This is a genomic window from Bradyrhizobium sp., assembly GCF_004799445.1.
Classification (GTDB): domain Bacteria; phylum Pseudomonadota; class Alphaproteobacteria; order Rhizobiales; family Xanthobacteraceae; genus Bradyrhizobium.
This window is the reverse complement of the sequence record NZ_SSNA01000151.1, coordinates 1-24,173: the sequence shown is the minus strand read 5'-3', so window position 1 is coordinate 24,173 and position 24,173 is coordinate 1. Positions and strand designations below refer to the sequence as shown.

Sequence of the window (24,173 nt, the reverse complement as noted above, 5' to 3'; positions counted from 1 at the left end):
GTTTTGCGCCGGCTTGTCGGGCGGCGGGATGACGGCGGGTTCGGCCTTCAGCGCCGGTGGCGGGGGAGGTGGGTCAACGCGCGGCGGCAGCGGCAGCGGCGGCGGTTCGGCAACCGGTGGCTGGGGAAGGGTCGCCGTCGGACCCGGCGGCCGCGCGCCTGGAATGAACGAAAAATCCTCGGCCAGCGACGATGAGATCCAGGGCACCTGCTCGCTGCGGGACGCGCGGGTGACGCCGACGCGGGTGCGATTGAGCGTCTCTTCGGCCATCAGATCCGGAACGCGGATTTCCTTGAGCAGCTCCTGCACGAACAGGCTGTGATCACCACCATTGTCCGAAATGACCGAGCTCAGCGCCGCCGAATACATCACCAGCGTGCCGTTCGGCGCAATCACAGGCGCAAGGCCGGCGGAGAAACTCCGGAATCGGCGCTCGAAGGGGTTGCGTCTGGAAGCGTCGATCAAGGCGATCTTGACGCCGGCGCCGCGGCTGTTGATTTCGCCCAGCACCGTCTCCAGGCTGAAGCCGTCGCGGCGGACATCCGGCTCGGTCCAGATCTGCGCATCGACCGGGATCATGAAGCTTTGGCGGTTGGACTGGACGCCGAAGCCGCTGAAGAAGATCAGCGCGACGCTGCCGGGCTTGATGTGACCGTAGAGCCGCTCGAAAGCCTTGCGCATTCCGTCGCCGGTCAGATTCTCGCCGACCTCGACGGTGAAGCCATCGCGCTTGAGCTCGTCGGCGATGTCGCGGGCGTCGTTGATGGGCTCCTTCAAAGGCGCGTCGGCGTCCGGATATTTGGCGTTGCCGATGACGAGGGCAAAGCGGTCGGCGGCCATGGCGGCCGCCGGGAGGATCGGCGCGATCGACAGGATCAACGCGGCAATCGATGCTAGGCGGATTCTCATAAGACGTTCAGTCCAACCAAAAAGGCGCCGATCCCAGCCTGCGCCTCGGCGACCTTACCCTACAAAATCGCATTATCAAACGGCGCCTGCAAGCGCTGTCAACGCCGGCTAAAGCCATAATTGACCGCGACGATTCACCGCGACAGGCCTTGCGCGCGGCGCCTTTCAGAGCCGGGCCGCGACGGCCGGCCCGGGTTCGGCGATCGCGGCCTTTGCCGACACGGTAGCGGCAAATGTTGCGGGCGTGTGAAACGAAGATCGAAGGTCATTGCCGCAAGCCGCACGGCAATTTCATATGCCCGGCATGAATCCAGAAGGGTTTGACCTTTTGAGAAGGCGGTGGCTTGGTGCGGTCAGCCAAATCGCAGCCAAGAAAAAAGTTCAAACCGATGGAAAACGCCTACGAAATCTATGCGCTGCGCTATGCGACGATGTCGCCGCGCACCCCCCACATGAATTACCTGTTGCCGGACCCGCACGAGACCGCGGCATCGGACCTCGATTACTTCGTCTGGCTGGTTCGGGGCGGCGGCCGCGATATCCTGGTCGATACCGGCTTCAACGCCGCGGAGGCGGGCCTGCGGAACCGCAAGCTCACGCTCAATCCGGTGGATGCGCTGGCGCGCTTCGGCGTTGGCGCCGACGCGATCAAGGACGTTGTCGTGACCCATCTGCATTACGACCACGCCGGCAATCTCGACCTGTTTCCGAACGCGCGGTTTCATCTGCAGGACCGCGAGATGAGCTACGCCACCGGGCGCTGCATGTGCTCCGGCGTCCTGCGCCATCCATTTTCGGTGGAGCATGTGACGCTGATGGTCCGCCACGTCTTCTCCGAGCGCGTCACCTTTCATTCCGGCGATGGCGAGGTCGCGCCCGGCGTCACCCTGCACCGCGTCGGCGGCCATTCCGACGGGTTGCAGGTGGTGCGGGTCGAAACCGCGCGCGGACCGGTGGTGCTGGCGTCGGATGCCGCGCATTACTATGGCAACCTGCATCGCCGCAGTCCGTTTCCGATCGTCTACAACATCGGCGACATGTGCCAGGGCTGGGAGATCGTCGAGCGGCTCGCCGGTCATCCCGACCGCATCATCCCCGGCCACGATCCTTTGGTGGCCGCGATCTATCCGCGCGCCAGCGACAAGGTCGATGCCTTCGCCCTGCACAGGGCGCCGTCACGTTCCTTCGCGAAATAGGTCGCGAGATGACGGCGTACAAAACCATCGGCTTCGTCGGGCTCGGCGTGATGGGCGAGCCGATCTGCCGCAACCTCGTCAGGAAAAGCGGCGCGCGCGTGATCGCGTTCGATCTGGCGCGCGAACCGCTGGCGCGGCTGAAGGCGGAAGGCGCGGGCGTGGCCGCATCGGTGGCAGACCTGATTGGCGAAAGCGAAATCCTGTTCCTGTGTCTTCCCAGTGCTGCGCATGTGCGCGCCGTGTTCGAAGGCGACGGCATTCTGAAAAACATCCGCAACGGCCAGATAGTGGTCGATCTCGGAACTTCCTCGGTCAGCCAGACCCGTGATTTTGCCAGGCAGTTGCAGGCAAAGGGCGCATCATGGGCGGACGCGCCGATCGCGCGTACCCGTCAGGCCGCGCAGGATGGAACGCTCAGCGTCATGGTCGGCGCGACGGGCGAGCTGTTCGCTGCGATCGAGCCGCTGATCCGCTGTTTTGCCACTGACGTCACCAACTGCGGCGGCACCGGCGCCGGACAGGTGACGAAGATCCTCAACAACATGGTGCTGTTTCAGACCGTCAACGCGCTGTCCGAGGCGGTCGCGGTCGCCAAACGCAATGACGTCGATCCCGCGCTGCTGCTGGCGACGTTGTCGAAGGGTTCTGCCGACAGTTTTGCGCTGCGCAATCACGGCCTCAAGGCGATCGTGCCCGGAAATTTCCCTGAGCGGGCGTTCTCGACCGAATACGCGCTGAAGGACATGTCCTATGCGCTGGAACTGGCTGCGGATGCGGGAATCAAAATCCGCGGCGCCGAACTGACCGCCGGGATATTGCAGGAAGCGATCGATGCCGGTTCGGGCGGCGCTTATTTTCCGGTGATCGCAAGACACCTCGATGGAGGCGAGCCCGCCATGATCAAACGTTTTCCCGGCCTGACGCCGACACGCAGCCGCGCCGTCGTTCACGACGACCTCGTGTTCACGGTGGCGGTCGCGCCCGATCCGGTCACCTCCTCGATGTACGAGCAGAGCGCGAAAGCGTTGGCCCGCATCGACGAAAGCCTCGCGCTGTGCGGCGCCGACAAGAGCAGGATCCTGTCGGCCATCGTCTACATCACCGACATAACGCGGAAGGCCGAGATGAACCGCGCCTGGGACGAATGGGTCGATGCGGCAAATCCACCGATGCGGGCCTGCATCGGCGTCGATCTCGAGCCGCCGCATATAGTGGAGATCGTGGTGACGGCGGCGAAGTGAACGGATCGGATTGTCCTCACCATGAGGTAACGGCCTCAATACTCCCCCGCCTTCCCCGCGTCTTGGCTGGCCTGCACCAGATCGAGGCTATCCTCGATCTTGCCGAGCATGCGGGCGAAATCCTTTCGCTCGGTCGCGGTGAGACAGGACATGATCTCCCACTCCTTGCGCAGAAGCCGCGGAATCAGCCTCTGGTACAGCGCTCTTCCCTTGCGGGTCATGCGCAAGGCGAACTCGCGGCGGTCGTCCTTGTTCTCGACCCGTTCTACCAGCTGCCGGGCCATCAGCGCGGTGACGGCGCGACTGATGGTGGATTTGTGGGTCCGCGTGCAATGCGCAATGTATTGCGCGCTGCACGCCTCAGCGCGAAAGCCGAGCGTCGCCAGCACCCGCCACTCCGGGATATCGAGCCCGTAACGCTGCTGATATTCGCTGGACAGCGCCGTAGAGACCTCGGCCGCCAGCCGGTTGAGGCGGAATGGCACAAATTTGAAGAGGTCGAGTCTGGCCAAAAGTCCTCCGACGGGAGTTGACGCGGAAGCGCGCGGGTTGTTTAAGATAGTTGCAATTGCGACTAATTGGCAAGGCTGCTGTCCCCTTTATCGGAGCAAGGCGAGCATGGCGCAGTCCGGGTTCCAGCCCAAGGCCCAGTTCGGTTATCGTCGCCACGCCGATCAGGACCGGATCGTTGGTAACATTTCTCAATATCCGGTTGTGATTGTTGGCGCAGGGCCGGTCGGGCTGTCGCTGGCGATCGATCTGGCGCAGCGTGGCCAGGGCGTGGTGCTGCTCGACGATGCCGACCGGATCGGCGAGGGTTCGCGCGCGATCTGCTTCTCGAAACGCTCGCTCGAATTCTGGGACCGGCTCGGCATCGGTAGCCGGATGGTCGACAAGGGCGTGGTGTGGAGCGTCGGTCGAATCTTTCACGGCGCCTCGCAGCTTTATCAGTTTGATCTGTTGCCGGAGCAGGGCCACAAGCGGCCTGCCTTCATCAATCTCCAGCAATTCCATGCCGAGGCCTATCTGGTAGATCGGGTGCAGGAACTCGCTGGCGTTGACCTGCGCTGGCGCAACAAGGTGATCGGACTGGAGCAGCGCAACGACCGTGCGATCCTGACGATCGAGACGCCGGACGGTCCCTATCGGATCGGCGCGAATTATGTCGTCGCCTGCGACGGCGCGCGATCGTCACTGCGGCAAATGGCCGGCGCGGAATTCGCGGGCAAGGTGTTCGAGGATCAGTTCCTGATCGCCGACGTCAGGATGACCGCGGAATTTCCGACCGAGCGCTGGTTCTGGTTCGACCCGCCGTTTCACGCCGGGCGGTCCGCGCTGCTGCACAGGCAGCCGGACGACATCTGGCGTATCGATCTGCAGCTCAATCGCTATGCGGATCCGGTGATCGAGAAGCAGCCGGAGAATGTGCGGCCGCGGATCGCGCGCATGCTGGGGCACGACAAGTTCGAGTTCGAGTGGATTTCGCTCTACAAGTTCCAGTGCCGCCGGATGGATAAATTCATCCACGGCCGCGTGATCTTTGCCGGCGACGCCGCGCACCAGGTATCGCCGTTCGGGGCGAGAGGGGCCAATTCCGGTCTGGAGGATGCGGAAAATCTCGCCTGGAAGCTGGACCGCGTGTTGAGGGGGATCTCGCCGGGAGCCCTGCTCGAAAGCTATCACCTCGAGCGCAGCGCTGCAGCCGACGAGAACATCAGGGAATCGACGCGATCGACCGATTTCATGGCGCCCAACTCTCACCAGGAGGCGCGGCTGCGCAAGGCTGCGCTGTCGCTGGCCAAGGAGACCGAGTTCGGTAAACGTATGGTCAATGCCGGACGACTGTCGGTTCCCACGATCTACGACTCGCCGCTGTCGACCGCCGATCGCGATGCCTGGCGCGGCGGTCCGCGGCCGGGCGCCTCGATGCTGGATGCGCCGATCGCCGCGCCGGCCGGCGAGCCGACGTATCTGACCGACGCCTTCATCGGTTGCGGAACGCGGTTCACCCTGCTCGCGTTTGGCAACGGCACCGCGGTCGATCCGCCCGACGGCATCGGCGTGATCCGTGTCGGCGGCGAGGGTGGCTTTTCCGATTCCACTGGACTTGCGGCGGCACGCTACGATGCCGAACCCGGCTCGGCCTATCTGTTGCGCCCCGACGGCTATGTCGCCGCACGTTTTCGTCACCCGACACGAACCGCGCTCGATGCCGCGTTGGCGCGGGCTGCAGGCAACAACTGAGGTCCCGATGGCATTGTCTACCAGCTCGAACTTCGCCAAACCGGACGATGCGTTTCGCGCGGTCGTCGAAGCCCATCGGGGACTGAGCGACGAGCAGAGCGCCGATCTCGATGCGGCGCTGGTTCTCATCCTCGCCAATCATATCGGCGACCTCGATGTGCTGCGCGAAGCGATCGCGCTGGCGCAACGTCGGATGATCGACGCCAGCCAGCAACAGCAACAGCAACAGCAGTAAGTATGACATGTCGAAAATCGTCATTGCGAGCGGAGCGAAGCAATCCATCAAGTCAGACCAAACTGGATTGCTTCGTCGTTTCACGCCTCGCAATGACGGGAAGAGAGTTGTCGCAAAGGATTTGACTAAATGACAAAAGGTTTCGCATCCACGACAGACATGGCCGAGAAGAAGATCACCTTCTCCGAGATCGGCACCGATCTTTATGCCTTCACCGCGGAGGGTGATCCCAATTCGGCGGTCATCGTCGGCGACGACGGCTGCATCGTGTTCGACGCGCAGGCGACGCCGGCGATGGCCCATAAAGTGATCGAGCGGGTGCGCACCGTCACCGACAAGCCGATCAAATATGTAGTGCTGTCGCATTATCACGCGGTGCGGGTGCTCGGCGCGTCGGCCTACAAGGCGCAAGCGGTGATCGCGTCGCAGGAAACCCGGCGGCTGGTCGAGGAGCGTGGCCAGCAGGACTGGGATTCCGAATATGGCCGATTTCCCCGGCTGTTTCAGGATGCGCAAAGCATTCCCGGCCTGACCTGGCCGACGCTGACCTTCGAAGGCGAGATGTCGATCTATTTGGGAAAGCGCGAGGTGCGGTTGATGCAGCTCGGCGCCGGACATACCTCGGGCGATATCGTGGCCTGGGTGCCCGATGCGGAAGTGATGTTTTCTGGCGACCTGATCGAGTACCATTCGGCCTGTTACTGCGGCGACGCGCATTTGCGCGAATGGCCGGGGACGCTGAACGAAATTCGAGCCTTCAATCCCAAGGCGATTGCGCCGGGACGCGGTGACGCGCTGAAGGGCATCGCCACCGGACGAGAGGCGATCGCGATGACGCGGGATTTCGTCACCACGCTCTATGGCGCGGCGGAAGCGGCGGTCGCCAGGGGCCGTAACCTCAAGCAAACCATGGCGGCGGCGCGCGAGGTGATGGACCCGAAGTTTTCAAGTTTTGCGATTTACGAGCACTGCCTGCCGTTCAATGTCTCGCGCGCCTTCGATGAAGCATCGGGAATCGACGATCCCGTGATCTGGACCGACAAGCGCGACCGGGAAATGTGGGCGGCCTTGCAAGGAGGATGACATGAACATCAACGCCTCACCTGACGTAATCGGCCGCAGATCCGTCAACATCACGCCCGGCTATATGTCCGGCTTCGGCAACAGTTTTGAGACCGAGGCGCTGCCCGGCGCGCTGCCGATCGGGCGCAACTCACCGCAACGCTGCGCCTACGGGCTTTATGCTGAGCAGCTGTCCGGCTCGCCCTTCACCGCGCCGCGCGGCAGCAATGAGCGTTCCTGGCTCTATCGGATCAGGCCTTCGGTCAAACATTCCGGCCGTTTTGCCAAGGTCGATGCCGGGCTGTGGCGCACCGCGCCATGCCACGAGCAGGAGATTTCGATCGCGCAATTGCGCTGGGATCCGGCGCCGATCCCGAAAACCGAGATGACCTTCCTGCAGGGCGTGCAAACCATGACCACGGCGGGAGATGCCGGCACGCAAGCCGGCATGGCGGCGCATGTGTTTCTCATCACCAAATCGATGGTCGATCAGCATTTCTACAATGCCGATGGCGAGATGATGTTCGTGCCGCAGCAGGGCAATCTGCGCTTCGTCACCGAGTTTGGCCGGATCGACGCCGAGCCCGGCGAGATCGTGGTGATCCCGCGCGGCGTGAAATTCCGCGTCGAGATCGCGGCCGGCCCCGCGCGCGGCTACCTCTGCGAAAATTACGGCGGCGCCTTCACGCTGCCGGAGCGCGGCCCGATCGGCGCCAACTGCCTCGCCAACGCCCGCGATTTCCTCACCCCGGTTGCGGCCTATGAAGACAAGGATACCCCGACCGAATTATTTGTGAAATGGGGCGGCTCGCTGTTTGTGACGAAGTTGCCGCATTCGCCGATCGACGTGGTGGCATGGCACGGCAATTACGCGCCGTACAAATACGATCTGGGCAGCTTTTCGCCGGTCGGCGCCATCGGCTTCGACCATCCGGATCCCTCGATCTTCACCGTGCTGACCTCGCCGTCGGAAACCGCCGGCACCGCCAACATCGATTTCGTGATTTTCCCGGAGCGCTGGGCGGTGGCCGAAAACACCTTCCGTCCGCCCTGGTATCACATGAACATCATGTCGGAATTCATGGGGCTGATCTACGGCGTCTATGATGCGAAACCGCAGGGCTTCACGCCCGGCGGCATCAGCCTGCACAACATGATGCTGCCGCACGGTCCCGACCGCGAAGCGTTCGATCACGCCAGCAATTCCGAATTGAAGCCGGTGAAGCTGACCGGCACCATGGCCTTCATGTTCGAGACCCGGTTTGCGCAACGCATCACCGCGCATGCGGCACAATCCTCGACGCTGCAGGACGACTATGCGGATTGCTGGAAGGGGCTGCAGAGGCGGTTCGATCCGAACAAGCCGTGAGATGGCGCGCCGGTAAGATTCCGTCATGGCCGGGTCAAGCCCGGAAATGACGGCGGTTCAATTGGAGAATCAAGTGCCCCATCCCAACGATCCCTCCCTCCGCTCCTTCGTCCCGGTTGACGTCGCGTCGGATTTTCCGATTCAGAATCTTCCGTACGGCGTGTTCTCCACCGCGGCGTTGCCGACGCCGCGCGTCGGCGTTGCGATTGGCGACTATGTGCTCGATCTCTGGGAGCTCGAACAAGACGGCCGTCTGGCGGACGGTGAGCTCATCGTGTTCGCGGCTCCGACGCTGAATCCCTTCATGGCGCTCGGTCCGAAAGTGTGGTCTCGCACCCGGGCGCGGATCAGCGAATTGTTGCGTCACGACAATCCCGAATTGCGCGACAATGAACGTTTGCGCGAACGCGCGCTGGTGCCGATGGCGCGGGCCAAGCTGCATCTGCCGATCACGGTCGCCGGCTACACCGATTTCTACTCATCGAAGGAGCACGCCACCAATGTCGGCGTCATGTTCCGCGGCAAGGACAATGCGTTGCAGCCGAACTGGCTGCATATGCCGATCGGCTACAACGGTCGTGCGTCCACTGTGGTGGTCTCCGGCACCAAGGTGCGCCGGCCGCGCGGCCAGTTGAAGCCGCCGACTGCGGAGACCCCGAGTTTCGGCCCCTGTCAGCGGCTCGATTTCGAACTCGAAATGGGTGTTATGATCGGCCAGCCGTCGCCGATAGGCGAGATGCTGACCGAAGCGCAGGCGGAGGAGATGATTTTCGGCTTTGTGCTATTGAACGACTGGAGCGCACGCGACATCCAGCAATGGGAATATGTGCCGCTCGGACCGTTCCAGGCCAAGGCATTTGCGACCTCGATCAGCCCGTGGGTGGTTACCCGCGAAGCCCTGGAGCCGTTCCGCCTTCAAGGCCCGAGGCAGGATCCGCCGCCGCTGCCCTATCTGCAGCAGGCACAGCCGAACAATTATGACCTGCAGCTCGATGTTGCCCTGCGCGCGGCAGCGATGAACAAGGCGGTCAATATCTGCCACACCAATTTCAAATACATGTACTGGTCGTCGGTGCAGCAACTGGTGCATCACGCTTCCTCCGGCTGCGCCATGAATGTCTGCGACCTCCTGGGGAGCGGCACCATCTCTGGCCCGGAGAAGAGCCAGCGCGGCAGCCTGCTGGAAATCTCATGGAACGGCACTGAGCCGATGGAGCTCGCAAGCGGCGTGAAGCGAACATTTCTTGAAGATGGCGATTCGCTGGTCATGCGCGGCTGGTGCCAGGGCGACGGCTACCGCGTCGGTTTTGGCGAGGTCGAAGGGACGATTGTGCCGGCGGGGTGATGCTCTCCGTCATTGCGAGGAGCGAAGCGACGAAGCAATCCCGCCTTTTGCTGCGGAGCAATTTCTGGATTGCTTCGCTTCGCTCGCAATGACGGTGGAGAGAGCTCACCGCTCTTGCGGCGGAATATCGCTGATCCGAGCCGAATACGCAGCGATATCCTCGAGGCTGTATTTGAGATGCACGCGCTTGGTCGACGGCGGCTGCCTGGCAACGCAGGCACCGGGCCGCCATTCCCGCGCCGGCCTTATCGGCCGCGGTGTAAACCCGCCGCCGCAGTTCGGGCACACATTATGGAGTTTGGTCTCGACGCACTCCGCGCAAAACGTGCACTCATAGCTGCAGATGCGCGCTTCCGTTGAATTGGGCGGAAGGTCGGTGTCGCAATATTCGCAGTTTGGTCGCAGTTGCAGCGCCATGACCGTCGCGTCCTCCTCAGGCGGCGCGGATCATGGCAAATCAGACGCATGATACGAATGACGAATATCCCTCGATTTCGGACGAGCCTGGCCAGGACGAAAATATCTAGCTATTTTCCCGCCTGCCACTCGCTGACGAGGCTTGCGATGTCGGCCGTTACGGTGTCGCGGATCGCCGACGGCGTGCGCGAAAAGCGGGGCGCCGGTGCGGGCTGGGTGACACCGTGACGATTGACGAAAATCTTTCGCGCCGCCATGTGCGGATGCCGAGGTGCTTCCGCCATGGTCAGGACCGGCGCGAAGCAGACGTCGGTGCCTTCCATGAGTTCGCACCATTCGTCGCGGGTTCTGGTCCTGAAGACATCGGACAGTTTCTGTTTGAGCGTGGGCCAGGCCGTGCGGTCCATCTGCGCGTCGAAGCCTTCGTCGGTTAGACCGGCCAACTTCCGCAACAACGTGTAGAACTGCGGCTCGATCGCGCCGATCGAGATGAATTGGCCGCAGGCGCATTCGTAGACGCCGTAGAAGTGCGCGCCACCGTCGAGGAAATTGCTCTCGCGCCCTTCGGTCCAGCGGCCCGTCGCCGTCATGTCGAAAAAAAACGACATCAGCGAGGCCGCGCCGTCGCACATCGCCGCATCCACCACCTGTCCCCTGCCGGAGGTCTTCGCCTCCAGCAGGGCGGCGAGCACGCCGACCACCAGATAAAGCGCGCCGCCGCCGAAATCGCCGACCAGATTGAGCGGCGGGACCGGCTTCTCCGCAGGCCCGATCGCGGCCAGCGCGCCGGTAACCGAGATGTAGTTGATATCGTGGCCGGCGGCCTGCGCCAGCGGGCCTTCCTGGCCCCAACCGGTCATGCGGCCATAGACCAGCTTCGGGTTTCGCGCCTGCACGATTTCGGGGCCGAGCCCGAGCCGCTCCATCACCCCTGGCCGGAAGCCTTCGATCAGCGCATCGGCGCGTTCAAGCAGGTCAAGCACTTGCGCGATCGCAGCCTTGTCCTTCAAATCGAGTTCGACCACCTTGCGTCCGCGCCCGGCCGCCGATTTGAGGTTCTTTCTGGCGCCGACGCGATCGAGCATGACCACCTCCGCGCCCATATCCGCCAGCAGCATGCAGGCAAAGGGCCCGGGGCCGATGCCGGCAAATTCAACGATGCGGAAACCGGTCAGCGGGCCGGAGACGCGGGTCGATGATTGTGGCTCTGATTTGTCGAGCACGCTGTTATTCCCTGGGCGTTTCCTTACCGAAATTGTCCCGCCTTGGGCTTGATGTAGCAAGAACCTTTTGCGGAGAATCTGGTCAAAAACAAAGCGGCGCGCTCACCTCGCGCGCCGCTTGCATGACTGTTGTCTTGTTGGGCTATCAGCCCGCCGCGGTCACCGCCCGTTGCGCCATGACCTTGATCAGGTTGGCGCGATAGTCCGACGATCCCTGAATATCGCTCATCAAGCCGCTGGTGGGAATCTTGATGCCGTCGAGCGCCGACGCCGACCAGTTGGCCTTCAGGGCCGCCTCGATCGCCGGTACCCGCATGACGCCATTCTGCGACGCGCCGGTCGCACCGACGCGGACCTCGCCCGACTTGGTCCTGACCACAAATACGCCGGTCAGAGCGAAGCGCGAGGCCGGATGGGGAAACTTGGAATACCCCGCCTTGGCCGGAATCGGGAACGAAACCGTGGTAATGATCTCGCCGTCCGCCAGCGCCGTGGAGAACAGGCCCTTGAAGAAATCATCCGCCGCAATGCTGCGCTTGTTGGTCTTCACCGTCGCGCCGAGCGCGAGCACCGCCGCCGGATAGTCCGCTGCCGGATCGTTGTTGGCGATTGAGCCGCCGATGGTGCCGCGATAGCGCACGGCCGGATCGCCGATCAGCGAGGCGAGGTGGGCCAGCGCCGGAATCGCCTTTTGCACAGGTCCGCTTCCAGCCACGTCGTAATGGGTGGTCGCCGCCTTGATCGTCACCGCGTCGGCGGAAACCTCGACGCCGACGAGATCCTTGATCTTGCCAAGGTCGATCACGTCGGACGGCGAGGCCAGCCGCTGCTTCATCACCGGAATCAGAGTATGGCCCCCGGCGAGATATTTTGACTCCGTGCCCTTTGCGAATAGGGCCGCGGCCTCATCGACGGAGGAGGGACGATGGTAAGTTGTCTCGTACATGATACATCTCCCGAATTTCTATTTCTTGTCGTGTCTTCTTCATGCGAACCGGATGCCACTTCGCTTGAAAACCATCCTATGCGGCGTTGCCGTGGATCGCGTGCCACACCCGATCGGGGGTTGCCGGCATCTCAAGCTTGTTGTTGCCGATCGCGTCGGTGATGGCGTTGATGACGGCGGCGGATGCGCCGATCGCGCCGGCCTCGCCGCACCCCTTGACGCCCAACGGATTGCCCGGACACAGCGTCGGGGTGTGGTTCAATTTGAACGACGGCAGATCGTCCGCGCGCGGCATGGTGTAGTCCATGAACGACGCGGTCACGAGCTGACCGGAGCTGTCATAAACCGCGCCTTCGAGCAGGGCCTGGCCGATGCCCTGCGCCAGACCGCCATGGACCTGACCTTCGACAATCATCGGATTGATCAGCCGGCCGAAATCGTCGGCCGCGACGAAATTGACGAAAGAGGTCTTGCCGGTGCTGGAATCGACCTCGAGCTCGCAGATATAGGCGCCCGCCGGGAAGGTGAAGTTGGTGGGATCGTAAAACGCGGTTTCCTTCAGGCCGGGCTCCATGCCGTCGGGCAGATTGTGCGCGGTATAGGCGGCGAGCGCGACCATCGGCAGCGCGATCGATTTGTCGGTGCCGGTGACCTTGAACTCCCCGTTTTCGATGACGATGTCACCCTCGGACGCCTCCAGCAGATGGGCGGCGATTTTCTTGCCCTTGGCTTCGACCTTCTCCATTGCCTTGATGATCGCAGTGCCTCCGACCGCGAGCGAGCGCGAGCCGTAGGTGCCCATGCCGAACTGCACCTTGTCGGTGTCGCCGTGAACGATCTGCACCTGGCTGATCGGAACGCCGAGACGTTCTGAAATCAGCTGCGCGAAGGTGGTCTCATGGCCCTGGCCGTGGCTGTGTGAGCCCGTCAGGACTTCGATGGTGCCGACCGGATTGACGCGGACTTCCGCGGATTCCCACAGGCCGACGCCAGCGCCCAGGCTGCCGACCGCCTTCGACGGCGCAATGCCGCAGGCCTCGATATAGCAGGAGAAGCCGATGCCGCGCAGCTTGCCTTCGGACTTGGCCTTTGCCTTGCGGGCGGGGAAGCCGGCGTAGTCGATTGCCTTCAGCGCGACGTCGAGCGAGGCACCGAAGTCCCCGATGTCATAGGCCATGATCACGGGCGTCTGATGCGGAAATTGCGTGATGAAATTATTGCGGCGCAATTCCGCCGGATCGACCTTCAACTGCCGTGCCGCGGTTTCCATCAGGCGTTCGACCAGAAAGCTTGCCTCGGGGCGGCCGGCGCCGCGATAGGCATCGACCGGCACGGTGTTGGTATAGACCGTGATCACCTCGGCATGGATGGCCGGGATATTGTACTGGCCCGACAGCAGCGTCGCATAGAGATAGGTCGGCACCGCCGACGAGAACAGCGACATGTAGGCGCCAAGGTTGGCGTGGGTTTTCACCCGCAGACCCAGAATCCTGTTGTCCTTGTCGAACGCCATCTCCGCCTTGGTGATGTGATCACGGCCGTGGGCGTCGGTCAGAAAGGCCTCGGAGCGATCGCCGGTCCACTTCACCGGGCGTCCCACCTTCTTGGACGCCCACAGCGCCACCATCTCTTCCGGATAGATATAGATCTTCGAACCGAAGCCGCCGCCGACGTCGGGCGCGATCACCCGCAGCTTGTGCTCCGGCGCGATGTTGTAGAATGCCGACAGCACGAGGCGCGCGACATGCGGATTTTGCGAGGTCGTGTAAAGCGTGAAATGTTCTTCCGCCTCGTTGTATTCCGCGATCGCCGCGCGTGGCTCCATCGCGTTGGGAACCAGGCGGTTATTGGTGAGTTCCAGCGAAACCACATTGGCCGCCTTGCTGAAAGCGTCCTTGACGGCGGCCTCGTCGCCGATCGCCCAGTCGTAGATCACGTTGCCCGGCGCCTCCGGGTGAAGCTGCGGCGCGCCCGGCTTGATCGCCGCGCGAATATCGGCGGCGGCGGGCAGTTCTTCGTAATTGACGACGACGGCTTCCGCCGCATCCTTGGCCTGGTTCTTGGTTTCGGCGATCACGACCGCGACGGCCTGGCCGACGAAGCGCACCGTCTCCGGCGCCATCGCCGGCCACGCGCCCATCTTCATCGGCGCGCCGTCCTTGGATGTAATCGCCCAGCCGCAAATCAGATTGCCGACCTTGTCATCGATGATCTGCTGTCCGGTCAGTACGCCGACCACGCCCGGCATCTTCATCGCCGCCGAGGAATCGATGCTCTTGACTTTGGCATGGGCGTGCGGGCTGCGGATGAAATGGGCAAACGTCATGCCCTGCAGCTTGATGTCGTCGACATAGCGACCCTTGCCGGTAATGAAACGGCGGTCTTCCTTGCGCACCACGCTGGCGCCAATACCTTCAACACCCATTGCATTTCTCCCTGTCGGACCGCATGACCTGCGTAAAATTCGCAAAAGACGCCGATCGCAGCCGGTTTTGATGTCTTGAAGCCCTGACCGAGCGGATCAGGATTATTCCGCGGCTTGCGCGACCTTCATGCGGCCGGCGGCGTCGAGCACCGATTTGACGATGTTGTGGTAGCCGGTGCAGCGGCAGATATTGCCTTCCAGTTCGTGCCGGACGGTTGCCTCGTCGAGCTTGCCACCGTGGCGATGGACGATGTCGATCGCCGACATGATCATACCCGGCGTGCAGTAGCCGCATTGCAGGCCGTGATTGTCGCGGAACGCGGCCTGCATCGGGTGCAGTTCGTCGCCCTTCGCGATACCCTCAATGGTGGTGACATTGGCGCCGTTGGCTTGTCCGACCAGCACCGTGCAGGATTTGACCGCCCGCCCGTCGATATGCACGACACAGGCGCCGCACTGGCTGGTGTCGCAGCCGACATGGGTGCCGGTCAGATTCAGATGATCGCGCAAGAGCTGGACAAGAAGCGTCCGGTCCTCGACGTCAGCCGAGACCGATTTGCCGTTTACCGTCAGTTTGACTGTAGACACGCGCGTTACCTCCCGGATGTTCTTATTGTTTCAATTAGAGGCACGGGGGCGGGACTTTGCAACTAGGAATTTCGTCGCGGTAGCGCCCTGTTGCCATCAGGAAGGCTTGATGGAGGCGTTTGCGCTGCTGCGTCGTTTTGCCAAACGCCGGGACGCATGCCAGCTGAAGTCTCTTTCCGGCAAGCCACTGCGCCGCCTTTTGTCCCGTCGGTGCCGGGGGTTAGGAGCGTCGTTACCGGCGGGACGATGCTTCGCAGCCGTCGCGGATCACGGCTGCAAATTTGTGGCTTTCTCGGTGCCGGACTTGATGGTCTATTTTGGCCCGAGGGTCGATAAGGAAACGTTGCCGTGATTGACAAGCGTGTGAATACCACCGCCGAGGCCGTGGCCGGGGTTCGCGACGGTTCGACGGTATTGGTGGCCGGCTTCGGCGCCGTCGGGGTTGCCGATCATCTGCTCGATGCCCTCCACGAACAGGGCGCGAGGGAGCTCACCATCGTGGCCAACAATTCCGGCAATGGCGATTACGGGCTGGCCCGGCTGATCAATGCCGGTCGGGTCCGCAAGGTGATCTGCTCCTATCCGCGCTCCGGCGACTACAGCGCCTTTCTCAATGCGTACCGCGCCAAGAGCCTTGAGCTGGAACTGGTCCCGCAAGGCACCATCAGCGAACGCATGCGCTGCCATGCGGCCGGCCTTGGCGGATTTTTCTCGCCGGTCTCGGCAGGAACAAAACTGGCGGAGGGCAAGGAAACCCGTGAGATCGACGGCCGTTTGCATGTGTTCGAGAAGCCGTTGAAGGGCGATGTCGCCCTGATCAAGGCCAACAAGGCCGACCGTTGGGGCAATCTGACTTACATAAAGTCGGCGCGGAATTTCAATCCGGTGATGGCGATGGCCGCCGACCTGACCGTGGTTGAAGTCGACGCCATGGTGGAGCTTGGCGAACTGGATCCGGAAGCCGTTGTCACGCCGAGTATCTTTGTCGACCGCGTGGTGGTCGTTGGAGCCGATGCATGATCCCCAAATCCTGGCAGCCCCTGACCCGTGAACAAATGGCATGGCGCGCCGCGCAGGATCTGAAGGAAGGCGACTACGTCAATCTCGGCATCGGCATTCCGACGCTCGCGGCGAGCTACGTTCCCCCCGGTCGCGAGGTGATCTTTCACAGCGAGAATGGCATCCTCGGCATGGGTCCAAAGCCGGAGCCCGGCAAGGAAGACCCCAATATGGTCGATGCCGGCAAGAACAAGACGACCCTGGTCCCCGGCGGCTGCTTCGTCCACCATGCCGACGCGTTCCTGATGATCCGCGGCGGCCACCTTGATGTCAGCCTGCTCGGCGCCTTCGAAGTATCTGAAAGCGGCGATCTGGCGAACTGGACCACGGAAGACCCGGCGTTCCCGCCCGGGGTCGGCGGCGCCATGGATCTGGCGGTCGGCGCCAGGGCCATCCGGGTCATCATGGAGCACACCAGCAAGAGGGGCGAGCCGCGCATCCTGAAGGCTTGCACCTATCCGCTTACCGCGGCAGCTTGCGTGAAGCGCATTTATAGCAATCTCGCGGTGATCGATGTGACGCCGCAGGGGCTGCTTGTGATCGAGATGATTGCAGGAATGACGCTTGAGAAGCTGCAGGCCTCGACCGAGCCGAGGCTGCAACTGGCGCCGGATTGGCAGGTCTTGGCGCCGCCGGAGGCCTCCGAGGCCCGGGCGGCGTAGGCCGTCCTGACCTTCTGCAGGGCGCTGGTCCGGATCCGGGCGGGCCTCGAATTTACGACCTCTTATCCATTCTACTTTAGGTTTCCCGATCGGGTTCGGGGACCGGATTGCCCGATTCCGCTGGTTTTTTTTAAGAGGGACGGGGGGTCGCGGTGGGGTTGTTGAAGCGCGTCTGGCCGAAATCGATCTCGTTAAAGCTCCCGACCTTGCGATTTCGTGGAAAAATCACGCTTGGTTTCGCGGTCGTGCTCGCCATCTCGGCGGCCAGCATGGGCATCGCCTATCTCGGATTTGAGCGCGTCTCCGCCGGCGTGGTGGCTTACCGAAACAGCGTGTCGGAATCTGATCTGGCCAAGAATATCGACCGCGAACTGATCTCGTACCGGGCGCTGGCGCGATACTATGTGGTGACCGGAAAGGAAGACGACGCCAAAGCCGCGCTGGCGGCCGAAGCCGGTCTGAAGGACGCCATCGACCAATCGATGAAGAGCACCACGAACGCGGCGCGCCTCAATCAGATCACGCGTCTGGCCCGCGAATTCCGCGCCTTTACCAAGATCTTTGCCGGCGTTGTCAAGGCCAAGCGCGACAACGAGCTGGTGACGCAAAATCAGCTCATGCGCAGCGGCAATTTGATGCGTTACAAACTCGACGACCTCCCCAGCAGCGTCGACGACGACGCGGAGCTTGCGGCGGTCACCCTTGCTGCGAAAAAAGTGGCGGCGCAGTTTCAGACCGCGATGGCGCTCGCAAGCACCTTCGTCGTCAATTCCGACCAGGCGGTCGCCGCCAGCGCATTGGCGCGCCTCAAATTCGTCGAGACCGCGCTGCAGGCGATTCCGGCGGCCGACGAAAAGGTCGCGCAGGCGGTCAAGGACGCCTCCGCACTGCTTGAGGAATATCGGCAGGCGCTGACCAAACTGATCGATAATTCGAAGGAGGTCGATGAGCTGGCTGTCGAAATGGCCGAATCCGCGACAGAGATCATGAAGGGCTCGAACGCGATGAAGGCGGACCTGCTTAGCGATCAACAACGGCTCGATTCCGAATCCGACGCCGCCATCAGCGAGACGCAGCGGCTGGTGGTGATGCTCGCGCTCGGCGGCTTCCTGCTGGGCGGGGCGCTCGCCATGTTGCTGGGCAAGGGAATTTCCCGGCCGATGATCGCGATGTGCAAGGCGATGCGCGAGCTCGCCAGCGGCAATTTCGATGTCGTTCTGCCGGGTCTCGGCCGCAGGGATGAACTCGGCGAAATGGCCGGCGCCGTTGAAGAGTTCAAGATGCAGGCGATCGCCAAGGCCGAGCGCGATGCGGCCGAGCATGATGCGCAGAACAAGGCCAGCGCGGCGGCGCGGCGCGACGAACTCATTCGCTTCGCCGACGATTTCGAAGCGGCGGTCGGCGCCATCGTCGCCAACGTCTCGGCGTCCGCCGTTCAGCTCGAAGCGGCTGCCGGAACATTGACGCGAACCGCGGAAAGTACGCAAACCCTGTCCAGCCAGGCCGCCGGCGCATCGGAAGAAGCGTCCAGCAACATGCAATCGGTCGCAACCGCGACGGAGGAGCTTTCCGCGTCGGTCGACGAGATCGGAAGACAGGTTGAGGAATCCAACCGGATCGCGGAAGCGGCGGTCGTTCAGGCCGAGCAGACCGATGGGCGGATCGGCAAATTGTCCCGCGCCGCGCAGCAAATCGGTGACGTGGTCAAACTGATCACCGCCATCGCCGAGCAGACCAATCTGCTGGCGCTGAATGCGACCATCGAAGCTGCCCGCGCCGGCGAGGCCGGCCGCGGCTTCGCCGTCGTCGCTTCCGAGGTCAAATCGCTCGCCAGCCAGACCGCGAAAGCGACCGACGAGATATCGTCGCACATCGCCGGCATGCAGGGCGCGACGCAGGAATCGGTTGCCGCCATCAAGGAGATCGGCGGCACCATCGCGCAGATATCGACCATCGCATCGACGATCGCCAGTGCCGTACAGGAACAGGGTTCGGCGACCCAGGAAATCGCGCGCAGCGTTCAGACCGTCGCCCAAGGCACCCACGAGGCCGCCGCCAACATCATGGAAGTCAATCGGGGCGCAGCGGAAACCGGCGCCGCATCGGGGAACGTGCTGGACTCCGCGCGCACGCTTTCGACCGAAAGCACGCGATTGCGCGAGGAACTCGACCGCTTCATGGCCAACATCCGCGCGGCTTGATTGGTCGTTCTGAGCGCGCGATCGAACCGGGGTTTACCCGAGTTCAGCTGTAAGACTCGCCAAGTCGGCAATAGCCGCGCCGTCGGCGACAAGCGCTCGCCGCCGATTTTCGATGTCCGCCATGCCAACTCCAGCTTGTTTTAAGCCTATTCTGGCGCAAACGAGGACAACGAGAATAGGTTCCTTTGCCGCAATGCGGGAACCCCGGTCGCTCCGGCGCGTTGATGTTCCAGTCGGCGGGCGCCAAGGCTCGAAGCCGGCTCAAAACAGAGTTGAAACCTTGGAGCGTCAGTTACCGGGGATTCCCTCATTGGTTCAGTTCGATGGATTTGCAGCTACGGCAGGGCGATTTGACGGTTGCTGCAACCAAGCCCGCGACCTCCAACGACGGTCGCGTCATTGAAACCAGCATTCCATTTCGCCTCGACGCGCTACGCTGGAGCGGTTTCCATACCCGCGTCGTGCTTGCGCTGGGTATTACCTGGATTCTGGATGGACTTGAGGTCACGCTGGCGGGCGCGTTGTCCGGGGCGCTGAAGCAAAGCCCCACCCTGCATTTTTCGAATTTCGACGTCGGGCTTTCCAACAGCCTGTATCTTGCCGGCGCGGTGCTCGGCGCGTTGGGGTTCGGCTGGCTCACCGATCGAATCGGCCGCAAGAAGCTGTTCTTCATCACGCTGGCGCTGTATCTGGCGGCCACCGCGGCGACGGCGCTCTCCTGGGGCATCGCAAGCTACGCGCTGTTCCGATTCCTGACCGGCGCCGGCATCGGCGGCGAATACACCGCGATCAATTCGACGATCCAGGAACTGGTACCGGCACGCTATCGCGGATGGACCGATCTTGTCATCAACGGGAGTTTCTGGATCGGCGCGGCGCTTGGCGCGATCTGCGCGATTGTTCTGCTCGATCCGCATCTGATCGGCGCCGATCTAGGCTGGCGGCTCGCTTACCTTACCGGCGCCTGCCTCGGCCTGGTGGTGTTTGTGATGCGCATGTGGATCCCGGAGAGTCCGCGGTGGCTGGTCATCCATGGTCATCCCGATCGCGCCAACGCAATTGTGGGCGAAATCGAACGGTCGGTCACCGGACACGTGCAGGAGCAGCGTCAACAGCCATGGCCCAAGCTGAAGCTGAGAATGCGAGATCACACGCCGCTGCGCGAGGTCGCGCACACACTGTTTTTCCTCTATCGGCAGCGCTCGCTCGTCGGATTGGCATTGATGGTCGCGCAGGCGTTCTTCTACAACGCGATCTTCTTCACGTTCGCGCTTGTATTGACCGATTTCTACGGGATCGCGGCCGACCAGGTCGGCTGGTACATCCTTCCTTTCGCCGCCGGCAATTTTCTAGGGCCGCTGTTGCTCGGCCGGCTGTTCGACACCTTGGGCCGCCGCGCGATGATCACGTTCACTTATGGAATTTCGGGCGTTCTGCTCGCGCTTTCTGGCTATCTTTTTAAAATCGGCGTGTTGAGCGCCGAGAGTCAGACCATCGCCTGGATGCTGATCTTCTTCTGTGCTTCCCCGGCCGCGAGCAGCGCGTATCTCACCGTCAGCGAGACCTTTCCGCTGGAGGTGCGCGCGCTCGCGATCGCACTGTTCTATGCGGTGGGGACGGGAATTGGCGGCGTCGCCGGGCCGGTCTTGTTCGGGGCGTTGATCGATACCGGATCGCGTGCCAGCGTTTTCGCGGGCTATCTGCTGGGTGCGGGATTGATGGTCGGCGCCGCCGCGATCGCATGGCGGTATTGCATCGCCGCCGAGCGCCGGACGCTGGAATCGGTGACACGGCCGCTGGCTTTTGTGGAGTAGGATGACATGAACCAGAGTTTGGTAAATCAGGATTTGGCCGAGGAGCCTGTGCGGGAAGAAGACACGTTACAACCGGGAAGGGCGTCGCTGAAGCTGGTGGCGGGGGAACTTGCGCAGCGCCTGGGCGAATGCGCGATCCTGCTCGACATTGACGGCACCCTGCTCGACCTCGCGCCGACGCCGCGCGAGGTGTGGGTTCCGCCGGGCCTGGCGGAGACCTTGAGCCGCCTGCGTGACCGGACCTCGGGCGCGCTTGCACTCGTCAGTGGACGTTCGCTGAACGATATCGATCTGATCTTTGCCCCCGAGCAATTTCCGGCGGTCGGAGGTCACGGCGCAGAAATGCGAATCTCCACCGACAGTGAAGCCGTGGCCGTCCATGCTCCGCCGATGGACAAGGAGTTGAAGCGCCGTCTTGCCGCCATTGCCAAACTCAGCCCGGGGATTCTGCTCGAAGACAAGGGCTATTCGCTGGCGCTTCACTACCGGCTGGCGCCGCATGCGGAGAAGGCGATTTACGAGGCGGTCTCCCTGATCAGGGCGGATCTGCCCAACGCGCCCATCGAGGTATTGCCCGGAAAATGCGTCTGCGAAATCAAGCAATCCGGCTTTGACAAGGCGACGGGCGTCCGCGAACTGATGACCCACGAGCCGTTCCGGGGCCGTCGTCCGATTTTCATCGGAGATGATGTCACCGACGAATCGGTGTTTGCGATGATGCCTGATCTTGGTGGGCTCGCATTTTCCGTCGGCCGGCGCGCGCAGGGCGTAACCGATTATTTTGATGAACCGCGCGATGTGCGCGCCTGGCTGGCCCGTCTCATTGATGGCGAAGCCGGGGCAAGACGGTGATCGGGTTCAGGCATCCTTTGGCGTACAGCGACGCGATTCAAGCGTTTTTGCGTGCAGACGGCTATTTCCATGATTTTCACTGCCGCTGATAATCGCGTTCCAAGGCCGCAGCGCCTGAATTTGGTTTCATTTCGTTGAAAGGGTGGTCAGGAACCATATTGATGAATGGCTGTTAACCCGCGAGCGAAACATCAGGAGGTGGCCCCTGTGAGCCTCGTCGTCGTTTCAAATCGCGTCGCGCGCGGCAATGCCAATGAGCCCATGACGGGGGGGCTTGCTGCCGCTTTGCTGCCGGTGGTGGAGAAATCCGGGGCAATTTGGGTCGGTTCGAGCGGCCGCGTCCGTGACGGCGCCCAGAAGGAACCATTTGCTGAGATCGAAGCGCTGGGCGCAGGCGCGCTGGCGATGCTGGATTTGCCGGCTGCCCATTACGGAGGGTATTATGAGGGCTTTGCCAATTCCGCATTGTGGCCTGCGCTGCATTCCCGCGCCGATCTGATCCGCGCCTCGCAGGAAGACTATCTTTCCTATCGCGAAGTGAACGCCTTCATGGCGCGCGCGCTGCTTCGTTTCAGAAAGCCCGATACCGTGTTCTGGATCCAGGATTATCATTTCCTGGCGCTGGGTGCGGAACTGCGCGATCTCGGCGTGACGCAGCCGGTCGGCTTCTTCCTGCATACGCCGTGGCCGGCACGCGCCCTCATGGAAGGCGTTCCCCATCATCGCGAGCTGATCGAGGCGATGCTGGCCTACGATCTGATCGGATTCCAGACCAGGGACGATTGCGAGAATTTTATCGGATATCTTTCGTCCTTTCTCGGCCTTGAGATCGAAGACGGTGTGGTGACGTCGCGTTATGGGAAATCGCGCCTCGCGGTGTTTCCGATCGGCATCGATGCTGAAAAATTCGCGCGCCAGGCCGCCAAGGCGATGTCCCACCCCGATGTGTCGCGACTGCGCCGAAGCCTGAACGGCGAGAAGCTGGCGATCGGTGTCGATCGGCTGGATTATTCCAAGGGACTGGTCAACCGCATCAGCGCATTCGACCGGATGTGGACCCTGCAGCCGGCGCTTGCGCGCACGGTGTCCTTGCTGCAGATCGCGACACCCTCGCGGGGCGCGATCGAAGCCTACGGCAATCTGCAAAGCGAGCTCGCCAAGCTCGTCAGCGATGTCAATGGCCGCCACGGCGAAGTAGATTGGACCCCGATCCGCTATCTCAACAAGGGCTTTAGCCAGACCGTGCTGGCGGGACTTTACCGCACCGCCCAGGTCGGCGTCGTCACGCCACTGAATGACGGAATGAATCTGGTCGCCAAGGAATATGTCGCCGCACAAAATCCGGCGGATCCCGGTGTGCTGGTGCTATCGAAATTTGCCGGGGCGGCTGATGAACTGGATACCGCGTTGCTGGTCAATCCCCATGATATCGACGGCATGGCGCGGACCATCGCGGTGGCGCTCTCGATGCCGCTGCCCGAGCGGCGCATGCGTTGGGAAGCGATGATGGCAAAACTTCGCAACCATACCATCCAGCAATGGTTTGCCGATTTTGTCGACGCGTTGCAGGAGACCCGGATCCACAAGGCTGCGGCCACGCGGCCGATGATCGAGACGTCGACGTTGTGGCCGGTTCGCTCTGTCAATGCAGGCGCGCGGTATAATTAGCCTTTTGTTTTGACGCGGTTTCTCTGCGCGAGCCGGTAACCACTCCGGATCAGGTCCGCGGCAGGCCTTTCGCTGGAAAACGCTCTAATAACAATACGAGACGCCGTCGAGAATGGCGGAGCGCGCCTTGTTCGGCGCGTTCGGGTCATCCAGCGGGACGGTGCCCTTGCCCTGGCCGACGAGCACGCCGGGTCCCACCTTCACCGACGATTTGTTACCGATGATGACGCTCTGATGGGGGGATGCACTCGATCGGGTGCCGTCCGGCCAGATGATGGCGTCGCCTGACAGCATACCTCGCCGCCCGTCATCGCAGGTCACGGCATCACCCTCCCGATGGCAGGTTTGCGCCAGCGCGGTCCCCGCATGGCCGATCGTGACCACGCAGAGGAAAACCGCAGACGTCAGCGTCCGATTGATCATCATCTAGCCCTCCAGGCAGCCGCTTTGTCGCTCTCTCAACCGTCGCAGCTCACCGGTCGCCGGTTCAAGGGTCCGGAGCCTGCCACCATAGCCGCGGCGTGAGAGTAAAATTATGCAGTGTTTTCAATCGACTGTGGAAATAGCCGGCATTGCGCCCGCGGTCACTTGCAAAAGTCCTCTTGCCCCTTCAAGAGAGGAGCATCCGGAGAGATGGCCGAGTGGCTTAAGGCGCACGCTTGGAAAGCGTGTGTGCGGGAAACCGTACCGTGGGTTCGAATCCCACTCTCTCCGCCA

At 62.5% G+C, this 24,173-nt stretch carries 21 protein-coding genes, 1 tRNA gene and 1 pseudogene; 15 read left to right on the top strand and 8 right to left on the bottom strand.

What is annotated here, in order from left to right; translation table 11 throughout:
- Positions 1-909, bottom strand: a 909-nt coding sequence (locus tag E8A46_RS20610; protein WP_291565183.1) for a caspase family protein, incomplete at its 3' end; no start/stop codon positions are given.
- Between the two features lie 389 nt (positions 910-1,298).
- Here E8A46_RS20610 and E8A46_RS20605 point away from each other — a divergent pair.
- The 3 genes and pseudogenes from E8A46_RS20605 to E8A46_RS20595 all read left to right on the top strand — a co-directional run bounded on the left by E8A46_RS20605 (position 1,299) and on the right by E8A46_RS20595 (position 3,346).
- A complete protein-coding gene (locus E8A46_RS20605; RefSeq protein ID WP_291565181.1) occupies positions 1,299-2,105 on the top strand; it encodes an N-acyl homoserine lactonase family protein in 807 nt (268 codons plus the stop codon).
- Between the two features lie 8 nt (positions 2,106-2,113).
- Positions 2,114-2,986 (top strand): annotated as a pseudogene (locus tag E8A46_RS20600) (NAD(P)-dependent oxidoreductase); the annotation flags it as partial.
- A 15-nt stretch (positions 2,987-3,001) separates the two neighbouring features.
- On the top strand, positions 3,002-3,346 hold the full coding sequence (locus E8A46_RS20595; protein ID WP_363252211.1) for a RidA family protein: 345 nt from the start codon (positions 3,002-3,004) through the stop codon (positions 3,344-3,346).
- A gap of 35 nt (positions 3,347-3,381) precedes the next feature.
- Here the strand turns inward: E8A46_RS20595 and E8A46_RS20590 are convergent, their stop codons facing one another.
- Positions 3,382-3,858 (bottom strand): MarR family transcriptional regulator, encoded by a 477-nt coding sequence (locus E8A46_RS20590; RefSeq protein WP_291565177.1) that lies wholly within the window; start codon positions 3,856-3,858, stop codon positions 3,382-3,384.
- A 106-nt stretch (positions 3,859-3,964) separates the two neighbouring features.
- On the opposite strand from E8A46_RS20590, the gene E8A46_RS20585 reads away from it, so the two are divergent.
- The 5 genes from E8A46_RS20585 to fahA all read left to right on the top strand — a co-directional run bounded on the left by E8A46_RS20585 (position 3,965) and on the right by fahA (position 9,601).
- Positions 3,965-5,590, top strand: coding sequence for an FAD-dependent oxidoreductase (locus tag E8A46_RS20585; protein WP_291565175.1), 1,626 nt, complete (start codon positions 3,965-3,967; stop codon positions 5,588-5,590).
- A 7-nt stretch (positions 5,591-5,597) separates the two neighbouring features.
- Positions 5,598-5,825 (top strand): DUF2783 domain-containing protein, encoded by a 228-nt coding sequence (locus E8A46_RS20580; protein ID WP_291565173.1) that lies wholly within the window; start codon positions 5,598-5,600, stop codon positions 5,823-5,825.
- A 129-nt stretch (positions 5,826-5,954) separates the two neighbouring features.
- On the top strand, positions 5,955-6,908 hold the full coding sequence (locus tag E8A46_RS20575) for an MBL fold metallo-hydrolase (protein ID WP_291565170.1): 954 nt from the start codon (positions 5,955-5,957) through the stop codon (positions 6,906-6,908).
- A 1-nt stretch (position 6,909) separates the two neighbouring features.
- Positions 6,910-8,256 (top strand): homogentisate 1,2-dioxygenase, encoded by a 1,347-nt coding sequence (gene hmgA, locus E8A46_RS20570; protein ID WP_291565167.1) that lies wholly within the window; start codon positions 6,910-6,912, stop codon positions 8,254-8,256.
- A gap of 73 nt (positions 8,257-8,329) precedes the next feature.
- Positions 8,330-9,601, top strand: coding sequence for a fumarylacetoacetase (fahA, locus tag E8A46_RS20565; RefSeq protein ID WP_291565164.1), 1,272 nt, complete (start codon positions 8,330-8,332; stop codon positions 9,599-9,601).
- 105 nt (positions 9,602-9,706) lie between these two features.
- On the opposite strand, the gene E8A46_RS20560 is transcribed toward fahA, so the two are convergent.
- The 5 genes from E8A46_RS20560 to E8A46_RS20540 form a co-directional block, all read right to left on the bottom strand.
- Complete coding sequence (locus E8A46_RS20560; RefSeq protein WP_291565161.1) at positions 9,707-10,018, bottom strand: DUF1272 domain-containing protein; 312 nt, start codon at positions 10,016-10,018, stop codon at positions 9,707-9,709.
- Positions 10,019-10,128: 110 nt separating this feature from the next.
- Positions 10,129-11,241, bottom strand: coding sequence for a CaiB/BaiF CoA-transferase family protein (locus E8A46_RS20555; protein ID WP_291565159.1), 1,113 nt, complete (start codon positions 11,239-11,241; stop codon positions 10,129-10,131).
- Between the two features lie 145 nt (positions 11,242-11,386).
- A complete protein-coding gene (locus tag E8A46_RS20550; RefSeq protein ID WP_291565157.1) occupies positions 11,387-12,187 on the bottom strand; it encodes a xanthine dehydrogenase family protein subunit M in 801 nt (266 codons plus the stop codon).
- Between the two features lie 76 nt (positions 12,188-12,263).
- Positions 12,264-14,612, bottom strand: coding sequence for a xanthine dehydrogenase family protein molybdopterin-binding subunit (locus tag E8A46_RS20545; protein WP_291565155.1), 2,349 nt, complete (start codon positions 14,610-14,612; stop codon positions 12,264-12,266).
- 102 nt (positions 14,613-14,714) lie between these two features.
- Positions 14,715-15,200, bottom strand: coding sequence for a (2Fe-2S)-binding protein (locus E8A46_RS20540; RefSeq protein WP_291565153.1), 486 nt, complete (start codon positions 15,198-15,200; stop codon positions 14,715-14,717).
- A gap of 348 nt (positions 15,201-15,548) precedes the next feature.
- Here E8A46_RS20540 and E8A46_RS20535 point away from each other — a divergent pair, with 348 nt between their 5' ends.
- From E8A46_RS20535 to E8A46_RS20510, 6 genes are all read left to right on the top strand, one after another.
- Positions 15,549-16,220, top strand: a complete 672-nt coding sequence (locus tag E8A46_RS20535) for a 3-oxoacid CoA-transferase subunit A (protein WP_363252204.1) — start codon at positions 15,549-15,551, stop codon at positions 16,218-16,220.
- Positions 16,217-16,921 (top strand): 3-oxoacid CoA-transferase subunit B, encoded by a 705-nt coding sequence (locus E8A46_RS20530; protein ID WP_291565150.1) that lies wholly within the window; start codon positions 16,217-16,219, stop codon positions 16,919-16,921. The genes E8A46_RS20535 and E8A46_RS20530 overlap by 4 nt, the downstream gene beginning before the upstream one ends.
- 161 nt (positions 16,922-17,082) lie before the next feature.
- On the top strand, positions 17,083-19,122 hold the full coding sequence (locus tag E8A46_RS20525) for a HAMP domain-containing methyl-accepting chemotaxis protein (RefSeq protein ID WP_291565148.1): 2,040 nt from the start codon (positions 17,083-17,085) through the stop codon (positions 19,120-19,122).
- A 323-nt stretch (positions 19,123-19,445) separates the two neighbouring features.
- Positions 19,446-20,936, top strand: coding sequence for an MFS transporter (locus E8A46_RS20520; RefSeq protein WP_291565146.1), 1,491 nt, complete (start codon positions 19,446-19,448; stop codon positions 20,934-20,936).
- A 6-nt stretch (positions 20,937-20,942) separates the two neighbouring features.
- Positions 20,943-21,788, top strand: a complete 846-nt coding sequence (otsB, locus tag E8A46_RS20515; RefSeq protein ID WP_291565145.1) for a trehalose-phosphatase — start codon at positions 20,943-20,945, stop codon at positions 21,786-21,788.
- A 207-nt stretch (positions 21,789-21,995) separates the two neighbouring features.
- Positions 21,996-23,456, top strand: a complete 1,461-nt coding sequence (locus tag E8A46_RS20510) for a trehalose-6-phosphate synthase (RefSeq protein WP_291565142.1) — start codon at positions 21,996-21,998, stop codon at positions 23,454-23,456.
- 84 nt (positions 23,457-23,540) lie between these two features.
- On the opposite strand, the gene E8A46_RS20505 is transcribed toward E8A46_RS20510, so the two are convergent.
- Entirely contained in the window at positions 23,541-23,882 is a 342-nt protein-coding gene (locus tag E8A46_RS20505) for a hypothetical protein (RefSeq protein WP_291565140.1), read from the bottom strand.
- Positions 23,883-24,083: 201 nt separating this feature from the next.
- On the opposite strand from E8A46_RS20505, the gene E8A46_RS20500 reads away from it, so the two are divergent.
- A tRNA-Ser gene (locus E8A46_RS20500) sits at positions 24,084-24,173 on the top strand.

Coding starts and splice junctions, on each gene's coding strand:
- E8A46_RS20545 (WP_291565155.1), bottom strand. CDS start 14,612: ATGGGTGTTGAAGGTATTGGCGCCAGCGTGGTGCGCAAGGAAGACCGC.
- E8A46_RS20560 (WP_291565161.1), bottom strand. CDS start 10,018: ATGGCGCTGCAACTGCGACCAAACTGCGAATATTGCGACACCGACCTT.
- E8A46_RS20580 (WP_291565173.1), top strand. CDS start 5,598: ATGGCATTGTCTACCAGCTCGAACTTCGCCAAACCGGACGATGCGTTT.
- E8A46_RS20605 (WP_291565181.1), top strand. CDS start 1,299: ATGGAAAACGCCTACGAAATCTATGCGCTGCGCTATGCGACGATGTCG.
- E8A46_RS20505 (WP_291565140.1), bottom strand. CDS start 23,882: ATGATGATCAATCGGACGCTGACGTCTGCGGTTTTCCTCTGCGTGGTC.
- E8A46_RS20595 (WP_363252211.1), top strand. CDS start 3,002: ATGATCAAACGTTTTCCCGGCCTGACGCCGACACGCAGCCGCGCCGTC.
- E8A46_RS20550 (WP_291565157.1), bottom strand. CDS start 12,187: ATGTACGAGACAACTTACCATCGTCCCTCCTCCGTCGATGAGGCCGCG.
- otsB (WP_291565145.1), top strand. CDS start 20,943: ATGAACCAGAGTTTGGTAAATCAGGATTTGGCCGAGGAGCCTGTGCGG.
- E8A46_RS20520 (WP_291565146.1), top strand. CDS start 19,446: ATGGATTTGCAGCTACGGCAGGGCGATTTGACGGTTGCTGCAACCAAG.
- hmgA (WP_291565167.1), top strand. CDS start 6,910: ATGAACATCAACGCCTCACCTGACGTAATCGGCCGCAGATCCGTCAAC.
- E8A46_RS20585 (WP_291565175.1), top strand. CDS start 3,965: ATGGCGCAGTCCGGGTTCCAGCCCAAGGCCCAGTTCGGTTATCGTCGC.
- E8A46_RS20530 (WP_291565150.1), top strand. CDS start 16,217: ATGATCCCCAAATCCTGGCAGCCCCTGACCCGTGAACAAATGGCATGG.
- E8A46_RS20575 (WP_291565170.1), top strand. CDS start 5,955: ATGACAAAAGGTTTCGCATCCACGACAGACATGGCCGAGAAGAAGATC.